This is a genomic window from Parasedimentitalea nitratireducens (assembly GCF_057444295.1).
The window spans coordinates 986,137-995,440 of sequence record NZ_JBYAXC010000002.1 but is presented as its reverse complement, the minus strand read 5'-3'; the positions used below and the strand labels follow the sequence as shown (position 1 = coordinate 995,440).

At 54.7% G+C, this 9,304-nt stretch carries 10 protein-coding genes; 4 read left to right on the top strand and 6 right to left on the bottom strand.

Annotated elements, in window-relative coordinates; translation table 11 throughout:
* Positions 1 to 129: 129 nt before the first annotated feature.
* From AC2T28_RS10620 to AC2T28_RS10610, 3 genes are all read left to right on the top strand, one after another.
* Positions 130 to 444 (top strand): VOC family protein, encoded by a 315-nt coding sequence (locus tag AC2T28_RS10620; RefSeq protein ID WP_486748941.1) that lies wholly within the window; start codon positions 130 to 132, stop codon positions 442 to 444.
* Complete coding sequence (locus AC2T28_RS10615) at positions 428 to 1,333, top strand: LysR family transcriptional regulator (protein ID WP_486748940.1); 906 nt, start codon at positions 428 to 430, stop codon at positions 1,331 to 1,333. Before AC2T28_RS10620 ends, AC2T28_RS10615 begins: the two co-directional genes overlap by 17 nt.
* A 97-nt stretch (positions 1,334 to 1,430) precedes the next feature.
* Entirely contained in the window at positions 1,431 to 1,811 is a 381-nt protein-coding gene (locus AC2T28_RS10610) for a VOC family protein (RefSeq protein ID WP_486748939.1), read from the top strand.
* A gap of 603 nt (positions 1,812 to 2,414) precedes the next feature.
* Here AC2T28_RS10610 and AC2T28_RS10605 read toward each other — a convergent pair.
* The 5 genes from AC2T28_RS10605 to AC2T28_RS10585 are packed head-to-tail and all read right to left on the bottom strand — an operon-like array spanning position 2,415 to position 7,210.
* The gene (locus AC2T28_RS10605) at positions 2,415 to 3,893 is read right to left on the bottom strand and encodes an aldehyde dehydrogenase (RefSeq protein WP_486748938.1); all 1,479 of its coding nucleotides are present in this window, start codon (positions 3,891 to 3,893) and stop codon (positions 2,415 to 2,417) included.
* An 8-nt stretch (positions 3,894 to 3,901) separates the two neighbouring features.
* Entirely contained in the window at positions 3,902 to 4,936 is a 1,035-nt protein-coding gene (locus tag AC2T28_RS10600; RefSeq protein ID WP_486748937.1) for an LLM class flavin-dependent oxidoreductase, read from the bottom strand.
* A 3-nt stretch (positions 4,937 to 4,939) separates the two neighbouring features.
* Positions 4,940 to 5,863, bottom strand: a complete 924-nt coding sequence (locus AC2T28_RS10595) for a flavin reductase family protein (RefSeq protein ID WP_486748936.1) — start codon at positions 5,861 to 5,863, stop codon at positions 4,940 to 4,942.
* The gene (locus AC2T28_RS10590; protein WP_486748935.1) at positions 5,860 to 6,639 is read right to left on the bottom strand and encodes an alpha/beta fold hydrolase; all 780 of its coding nucleotides are present in this window, start codon (positions 6,637 to 6,639) and stop codon (positions 5,860 to 5,862) included. The genes AC2T28_RS10595 and AC2T28_RS10590 overlap by 4 nt, the downstream gene beginning before the upstream one ends.
* Positions 6,611 to 7,210 (bottom strand): amino acid synthesis family protein, encoded by a 600-nt coding sequence (locus AC2T28_RS10585; RefSeq protein WP_486748934.1) that lies wholly within the window; start codon positions 7,208 to 7,210, stop codon positions 6,611 to 6,613. Before AC2T28_RS10585 ends, AC2T28_RS10590 begins: the two co-directional genes overlap by 29 nt.
* Before the next feature lie 108 nt (positions 7,211 to 7,318).
* Between AC2T28_RS10585 and AC2T28_RS10580 the strand changes: the two genes are divergently transcribed.
* Complete coding sequence (locus AC2T28_RS10580; protein ID WP_486748933.1) at positions 7,319 to 8,161, top strand: LysR family transcriptional regulator; 843 nt, start codon at positions 7,319 to 7,321, stop codon at positions 8,159 to 8,161.
* A gap of 535 nt (positions 8,162 to 8,696) precedes the next feature.
* On the opposite strand, the gene AC2T28_RS10575 is transcribed toward AC2T28_RS10580, so the two are convergent.
* Entirely contained in the window at positions 8,697 to 9,245 is a 549-nt protein-coding gene (locus AC2T28_RS10575) for a response regulator transcription factor (protein ID WP_486748932.1), read from the bottom strand.
* Between the last annotated feature and the right edge of the window lie 59 nt (positions 9,246 to 9,304).

The following is a 9,304-nucleotide window of genomic DNA, read 5'->3' as shown; positions in this document are numbered from 1 at the left end:
ATCAAACCAACCAGATGAGCCAAACTTTCTCTTAGTTTAGGCTGCCTTTGGACCCAAAAACTCTGCCGACGCACAGTAACTTGCGAAGACATCGAACAATCCGTCGCCTTCTATGGCGGCGGATTGGGCATGGGAATTGTTCGCCTCGATGATGGACGTGTGGAAGTCATGTTTGGGGCGTGTAAACTTAACCTGCAACCTAAAGGCAAGAGGTATGGACCACTAAAAAATGCAGGCCGCAGATGGTCTGCAAATATTTGCTTTCTCGTAAAACAGGGTATTTCTGATGTAGAAGAGCTATTAATAGCGAGAGGTCTCCGTATAGAAGATGGACCGGTAGAACGGCGCGGTGCGCTTGGGTCCATAACATCCCTGTATTTATACGACCCGGACGACAATCTCGTTGAGATAAGTGAGTACCGGACCAATGCGGAAAAAATTTGACCTTGTGACTCTTGAACTGTTTGTGGCTGTCGCGACATTCAAGAGCATTGCACAAGCAGCGGCTTCAGAGAACATAGCAGCCTCGGCGATCAGCAAGCGGATATCAGATTTTGAAACCCAAGTCGGCACAGCTCTCTTTTATCGTCAACAAAAGGGTGTTGAGCTTACGCCTGCAGGCGAGGAAATGCTGCGGCATGCAAAGGATTTGCAACGTCTGTTAGATCGCATAGACAATCATATGGGGGACTTCGCTGCGGGTCTTCGTGGCACGGTCCGCATCGCGGCAAACACATCGGCAATTACCCAGTTCTTACCCGAAGATCTTGCTCTATTCGTCAGAGAACACCCGGATATGCGTATCGATCTGACGGAACAAACATCCGACGATATCGTTGCTGCCGTTCGCGATGGTATTGCCGATGTGGGGATATTTTCTGGATTGATTCCTGACCCTGAGCTCGATGTCTTTGTTTATCGTCGGGATACACTTGTTGTTGTGACACCCTATGGCCATGCATTGGGACGCGACGGCCCAGTCGCCTTTAGCGAATTTTCAAATCACGATCTTGTTGGCCTTCAAAAAGGCAGTTCGTTGCAAGCCTTCCTAGAGAAACGCGCGGCGGAACAGGGGCTAGAACTTAAAACCAGAGTAGAAGTGCTGAGTTTTGATGGGGTGCGACGCATGGTCGAAGCTGGACTGGGCATTGCCATCCTCCCGTTGGGAGCGGTTGAACCCTATCTTACGCCCGCCAACTTACGCATGGTTCCCGTATCAGATTCCTGGTCAGAGAGAACATTGAAGGTTGCTGTTCGAGATGTGGCCGGACTGGCAAAACCCATAAAAACGCTATTGGCGCACCTCGCCAGTGAATTCTCGGGCGCCATTTAAACAGACATAGGTAATCGCGATGGGCCCCGTCGCCAATCATCATTTGTTCCTCAAATGATCTATCATCTATCCTGACAAAAATTCAGGAGCTTATCACATGAAAATTGATCGAGTGGATCATTTCGTTCTTACCGTTGCCTCCATCGAGGCAACCTGCGATTTCTATTCAAGAGTTTTGGGAATGAAAATTGACGAGTTTGCGGGTGGCAGGAAAGCTCTAACTTTCGGGGCGCAGAAAATTAACTTGCACCAGCGGGGAAAAGAGTTCGAACCGCGGGCACTTTCTCCCACACCGGGCAGCAGCGATTTCTGCCTGATTTCGTCTGTCCCAATTGATGAGGTTGTTGCCCACCTTGAAGTATGTTGCGTTGAAATCGAAGATGGTATTGTACCCCGCACCGGGGCTACCGGACCAATCAAATCGATCTACCTTCGTGATCCGGACCAAAACCTCGTCGAAATTTCTGTCTATGGTTAGTAAGCGTTGCAAAATCACGGCTGGACTCAATCAGTATCATCCAAAATCAAACCCAAGGAGCGTAGGCAGGCCTCTGCCGTGAACGATGCTTTACGTCACATGTTGAGTGGTGACGGCAATCATTTCAAATCAAATACCGCGATTTGGACCCATAAGTGCTGACGTCAGACAAAAGGTTGATCAAGCTGGGCGTCGAGCCGTAACCATCATCAGCACGAGGCGACCTTCAGAAACGGCTTGCATGGAGTTGTTACAGCGCACCGGAATGTCATCAACCATGACCATGAAGCGTTCGAAACAAAGGGCGGGTTCCGGACCTTCGCTGCGGTTAGCTCCAACGGCAACAATGCGCAAGTTGTGTACTTTGCAATGTCGCGGCCATCACCACTGGCAACGGGTGCGACCGGCACATACCTGCCGATCATAACCATTGCGCCAAAGGGCCGGATCGAGCTTATCCAACGTTTTTGGCTTATTCACCTCAGCCAATCCACCGTAGTCATCTAGATCAAATGTTGTGTACTGCTCAGCTTCGCGATCATCGATATGCGCACCCCGCCTTCGCCCTTCCAACGAGGCACCGGAGAACTCGTCTAATCAGTGTCAACGCATCACAAATGGGTTGGCCATAGGGGTATCAGAGGTGCTGATCCAGGTTGTTTTGGTCCTGGTGTAATCTAGAACAGCCTCTATTCCAGCTTCGCGCCCATACCCCGATTGGTTGACGCCGCCAAAAGGAGCGATCGGAGAGACGGCCCGATAGGTGTTGATCCAACAAATACCAGCCTTGAGGCGGGAGGACACGCGGTGGGCGCGGGCAAGGTTTTGAGTGAAAACACCGGAGCCGAGACCAAAAGGGGTACCATTTGCGATTGCGATGGCCTCTTCCTCAGTATCAAAGGGGATCAGCGACATCACCGGGCCAAACATCTCAACCTTGAGCGTTTCGGTCTCCAGATCAGTGCATTCCACAAGGGTCGGGGCCATGTAGTTCCCCGGTTGGTCTAGCGGGGCGCCGCCAAAACGGATACGTGCGCCCTGTGCAACCGCGGTTTCAAGGGTTTCCTCGATCCGGGTGATCTGCGCGGTGGTGCATAATGGCCCGACATGGGTGTCTGCGGCCAGTGGATCGCCGACGGTGATCTGGGCCGCTTTGTCTGCAATCTTTTGGACCAGGTCTTCAAAAACCGGGCGGTGGATCAGGCCACGAGAACCGGCCACGCAGCTTTGCCCAGAGGCGCCAAAATTTCCGGCAATCAAGCCGTTTGCTGCGCCGTCGAGGTCGGCATCCTCAAACACCAGAATTGGCGATTTGCCACCCAGCTCCAGTGTTGTGACAGCAAAGTTTTCTGCCGAATTGCGGACCACGTGGCGTGCTGTGTCTGGCCCGCCGGTAAAGGCAATCCGGTCAACGACTGGATGGCGGGTGAGGGGGATCGCACAGTTTTCGGCGTCTCCGGTGATGACCGAAACCACACCGGGTGGAAATCCAGCCTGCTCACAAAGACGGGCAAACTCAAACATCGGTGCAGGCGCAATTTCTGACGCTTTCAGAACCACTGAACAGCCCGCCGCAAGCGCCGGTCCCAATTTGGTGGCCGTCAGGAACATCTGGGCATTCCACGGAACAATCGCGACAACGACGCCGATGGGTTCGCGTTTGGTAAAAACATGCATGTCCGGTTTGTCGATCGGCAAAACTGCGCCCTCGATTTTGTCTGCAAGCCCACCGTAATAGCGGTAGTAATCCGCGACATAGCGTGTTTGGCCAGAGGTTTCAGCCAGCAGCTTGCCACTGTCGGTGGTTTCAATCCGTCCTATATGCTCGGCATTCTCTTCGATGAGATCCGCCAGCCGGTACAGCAATTTACCGCGTTGGGTTTGGGTCATATCCCGCCAGGTGGGTTCATCCAGAACCCGCCGGGCCGCAGAAATCGCACGTTCGACATCCGCAGGTGCGGCACAGGCAAAGGTTGCCCAGCCGTCCCCGGTTGCAGGATTGTAAGTGGTCATGACCTGACCTGTGCTGCCCTCGGACCATGCACCGTCGATGAAGAGCTGGTAATGTGGATTTTGTTCCATTTTGTCCCTCACTTAAACGCAGGCATGACGTCATTGATGAAGCGCGCCAGTGACTCTCGTTTGCGCTCAAAACTCATGCCGCTGTCGATCCAAAAGGAAAACTCGTCATAGCCCAGGTCCTCGTACCGTTTGATCCGGTCAATGACCTCGGCTGCGGTACCTATGTTCAGATCGCGGCGCATATTGTCCGGTGCCATCATGGTGTTGGCGGCAATTTCTTCGTCTGACAGCGGTTCGATCAGCCCCTGTTTCACCGGGCGTTTGTTCTGGAACCAGGCCCCAAAATAGGAATAGAAGCGCGAAAATTCCTGTGCTGCCTGTGCTACGTCAGCTTCGTCAGCTCCAACAAAAGTGTGTTGCAGCAACATGATCTTCGGGCGTTTTCCACTGTGCGTTTCGCAGGCAGTGTTGAACCTCTGCATCAGAGTTTCAACCTCGGCCATGCCTTGCCACATCGGCGTAACCTGGATGTTGAAGCCGTTTTGCACACCAAATTCGTGGCTGTTGGGGTCTCGTGCGGCAAGCCAAATGGGCGGCCCGTTTTCTTGAAGTGGTTTGGGGGCCGAGGTGGTAGAAGGAAAGCTATAGAACTCTCCATCGTGCGCGCAATCACCGGCCCATAGCTTTTGCAGTAATGGCGTGGATTCACGCATACGCTGCCCAGCTTCCCAGGCATCCATCCCCGGCATCAAGCGTTCATACTCATAGGAATAAGCACCACGTGCGATCCCCAGTTCGATCCGTCCGCCCGTCATCACGTCTGCGGCAGCCGTTTCGCCGGCCAGCTTGATCGGATGCCAGAATGGCGCAATCACCGTTCCTGTGCCCAGTTGTATGTTTTTGGTGTGATGCGCCAGATCAACCAGTGTGAGCAACGGGTTCGGGGCTATGGTAAATTCCATTCCATGGTGTTCGCCGGTCCAAACCGCCCGCATTCCCCCTTCATCCGCCATTTTGCACAGGCTGATGAATTCATTGTGCAGCACATCATGGGGCTGATCCGGGGTGAGGCGTTCCATATGGGCAAAGAGTGAAAACTCCATGGGTCAGATCCTTTCAGAAGAGGGGTGAATGTCGCCGCGCTGTGCGTCGCCGAGGTACAGGGCAAAGCCTCCGGTGCGTGCCTCTAGGGCGAACCGCGCCATCATCTGCGCAATGGCGGGTGAGCTGTAGGCCAGGCCAGGCAGGTCTTGGATAGGCACGACTTGCAGCGTGTCGCCCGACGGGGCAGAGGTACTGGTTGCAAGGAAATAGGCGAAGTGCGTACCTGACTGCCGGTCGTCAAACACTGAATAAGCCTGCTCCAGCCGGAGCTCTATGCCGCGCGCTTCGAGCTCTTCGCATAGATGTCGACGGATCTGGCCCCGATCCGTGCTGGTAATTTGCGGAGGGCGGAACCCCTGCGGTGTCTGTTCCAGCAACACGTGGCCAGCGTCTTTGATAATTGCGCCACAGACTGCTGTTTCCAGCGTATCGTCCAACGCGGCGCGTTCCACTCCAAGGCTGAAATATTGCCCGCCAACGTAGCCAAGTCCGGGTGCGCCCGTGTGGGTATAGCCCTGAACCTGACCAATCAGGATACAGTGATCCCCAGCGGGCAGAATTTGGTGAGTAGTGCAGGAAAACTGAGCAATTGCACCATCTATCAGCGGGACACCATTTGGATCAAGGTGGTGGGCCACCTGTGCAAAACGATCCCCCTTGAAGCTGGAAAACGTGTTCGAGACCTCTTCCTGTCCCTCTGCCAGAACGTTGACTGCAAAATGCGTGCAATTGGCAAAGCTGTCATAGCTCGACAAAAACTTGCCCGGACAGACCAGCAGCAACGGCGGGTCCAGCGAGACCGAGGCAAAGGAATTGGCGGCAAAACCAACAGGTGTCCCGTCTGCGCTGCGCGCGGTCACAACCGTGACCCCGGTCATGAAGCTGCCAAAGGCGGTTCGCAGGGCGCGTGGATCTATTGTGCTCATTGTAAAACCTCCCGTGCAAACTCTTGAAGGGCTGTATTCACCTGTCGTGCGTGGGTCATCGGCATCATGTGGGCCGCGCCGTCGACCACGATGGCTCGGCCACGCGGAGCAAGTGCCGCCATGCTGCGCGACATACACGGGGTTGAGTTTGGTTCTTCGCTGCCGGTGACAAAAAGCGCAGGGCAGGGCAGGGACCTGAGGTGTGCTTCGCTTGGGCCGTCCTCGCTGGCGAAGACCCGATAGGCCATTGCGTACCCAGCAGGGTCGACATCTTGCAGCCAGCTACGGCAGGCTTCCCGTTCAGGTGTCAGCGCAGCCCCGAACCAGCGTTCAAGAGTTGCGCTGGAATCGGGTGTTGCCTGCCCATCAAGGCTTGCCGCCCGTGCCATTACCGCATCCCGCGCAGCAGCTGAGCGCTTGTAAATCGCATTCAGCGCGGCCAAACCGCGTACCCGATCTGGGAAGCGGGACGCCATATCGAGCGCTATCATGGCTCCCATCGAATGGCCGACAACCAGTGCCGCCTCAGGCAGGGCTGAGGCGATGGCATTGCTATAGTCGGCCAATGTCATGTCAGCGTCGGGCACCGGGCTGGCGCCATGTCCGGGCATATCGATGGCCATCACTGTGAATTCGGTTGAAAGGGCGTCGATCTGTCCGCACCAGGCGTCGGCCTGCAAGCCGACCCCGTGGATGAGCACAACCAGCGGGCCGTTGCCCGAGGTGACATAAGACAGATCATCCAGATCAAACCGCTGCTGGGTTGTCGACATCATGTCCCAAATCCTTCAGATCCTGATACCGGTCGCCAATGCGGTGATGCGGGCGGCCTCCTGTTGCGGCACCAAGCACAACAACGATTTCATCGTCGCGTGGCGCGTCAGGGATCGAAAACTGGATCGTCAGGTAATGTGAGCGACGGCCTGCATCATTTTTGTCCATCAGGGGCACCATGATTGGCGCGTTGGCCGGGCCACGGGTGTTGGTGAAGGCCAGATAGGATTTCGCGCTTACCGCTTCGCGATAGTGATTGCCAAACCGAAGTGTATGGATCAGTCCCGAGGCATGCTCAACTTCGCCATTCAACCCCACAACCGCGGCTTTGCCATAGGCTTCGATAGCGTCGCCACCACCTGCCAGACGGATCATCCGGTCGGTCATCATCTCGCCCAGAACCGGTCCATAGGCCTGAATTTCTGGCTTCAGGTCTTCGACAAACCGTCCCGCCCACGGGTTTCGGACCACGGCTGCAACCGCAAACATGCGCCACGGCGTGTCGGTTTTGCGAAAACCTTCAACCAAAACCTCTTCGTCATAGGTCACGATTTTTCGGATGTCGGGGTGCATTATCATTCTCCTGTTCGCTGCTGCGCGACTATCGGATCAGCTTGTTTTTGAGACAAACAAATGATTTATGTGCTAAGGTATTAGCAAGACTAATGGGTGACTTGATCAATGGCCAAATCCCTTCCGCCGCTCACGTGGTTCCGTGCCTTTGAAGCCGCTGCGCGCAACCTGAGTTTTACCGCCGCCGCAGAAGAAATTGGCCTGACGCAATCGGCCGTGAGCCAGCAGGTGAAATCATTGGAAGTTCGGCTTCGTGTTGCGCTGTTTATCCGGCAGGCGCGGGGATTGTCGTTGACCGATGATGGGCGAAGGTTGTTGCCGCAGGTCGCCGCTGCGCTGGACTCGCTTGCCGCTGCAACAGATCCATTTGATGTGGGGACACCAGAAAACTTCCTGACCGTTGCAACATCGGTCAGCATGGCCCAATGGGTCATCGCGCCCTATTTGCCAGATTTCTCCAAGCGACACCCGGACATACATCTGCGGATTCAAAGTGCCACTTGGCCAGACGATTTTCATTCAGCCCAGGCTGATGTGGAAATCCGGTTTGGATCACAAAAACAAGGCGGTAAGAATGCTGAGCTTTTGACACCAAACAGGTTGATTGCCCTCAAGTCGCCCGCGCTTCACGGAGATATCGAGGATCTTCCCCTGATCGAGGCCGTTGGGACATCTGGTGGCTGGAAGGCCTGGGCCGAAACCCATGGTGGTGGGCATCCCCCATCGTTTTTTGTGGACTCTTATGGCATGGCACTGAACCTGGCCGTTCAAGGCAATGGTGTTGCACTCGTCAGCGAACTTCTAGCCGATCATGCTATTCGCACGAACCAACTTGCACGAGCGCATGCAGCTTCAATCCCGGGCAAAGAAGGCTATTACCTGTCGATCGGAGAGGCCTCTCGGCCTGCGGTGTTGTTTCGGGATTGGCTGCTGGAACAGCTTTCTATTTAGGCTCGCCCGATACTAAATTCCCATATTGGTCAATGAATATTTACACTGTTGGCGGCGAATGACCACTCCTCGCCTTTCTTTCTTCAGACGTCTTCCTTGCTGCCCCGCGCACCAATGTCGTAGAAGGGCTGGGAGCCACCACTAGACGAAAACGCACCAAGGTCGGCTGTGGGCCATTCACGTCCCATCTGAGTGAGTTGCGGTCAGGCTTTGCAAATGTCGCTATCGGTGCTTTTCTACCGTTGGGGCTGACCGCAGCGAAGGACCGGTGCCAACGAGCCCATCAAGAGCCAGGGAGTCCGAAGAAAACTAAGGCAATCTCCAGCTTCGACAGTGCTCGGAAATTGCATTGACAGATTGGAGAGCAGAGCTGGCCTAAATAAGGCATTCGTTACGGCTAGTTCAGATAGAGCGGTCTATGCATCCGATGGTCTCAAAAGCACAGGTTAGTCGCTTTGCACAATGCTAATACTGGACACAGCAAGGTCTCCTCAGTGAAGGCTTTTGGCTTTTCGCCTACTGCCTGATGATCTGTCTAGATTGGCAGACCTGCCAACCGGGCGATCAGCTCCAGCGAATTGCGCGCCTCGAATTTTTCCAACAACCGTGCTCGGTGCACTTCGACAGTGCGTGGAGAAATGTCCAAATCTCTTGCGATCTCTTTGCTGGTCAGGCCCTCTGCCATCATCTTAGCGACTTGCCGTTCCCGTGCGGTCATATCTGCTATTGGTCGATGGTCCGAAATATCCGCGAAACTCCATACCGACCGTGCAAAAGGTGTTTGCGGATCCATCGACTGTCCGCGCACCCGGCACCAGAAATGCGCCCCGTCACGGCGACTCATGATCCGTTCGTCTTGATATTCACCAGAGCCATGCATCTTGCGTAGGCCCAGATTGCCAATGCGTTCATATTCTTCGATTGAAGGATAAAGCTTAGATAGGGAATGCCCGTCCAACTCGCCATTCCGATAGCCAAACATCTGAGCGAACCGTGGATTGCTCCGGCGGATCACACGGTTTTCAGCATAGATCAATCCAACTGGTGAATGATCAAAGACAAGAGTTTCGAGATCGTCTTTCATGGAAACCTACGTATTTTCACGGATCATCTTGTCGCACATGCCCCGCTACCCTGCAATCA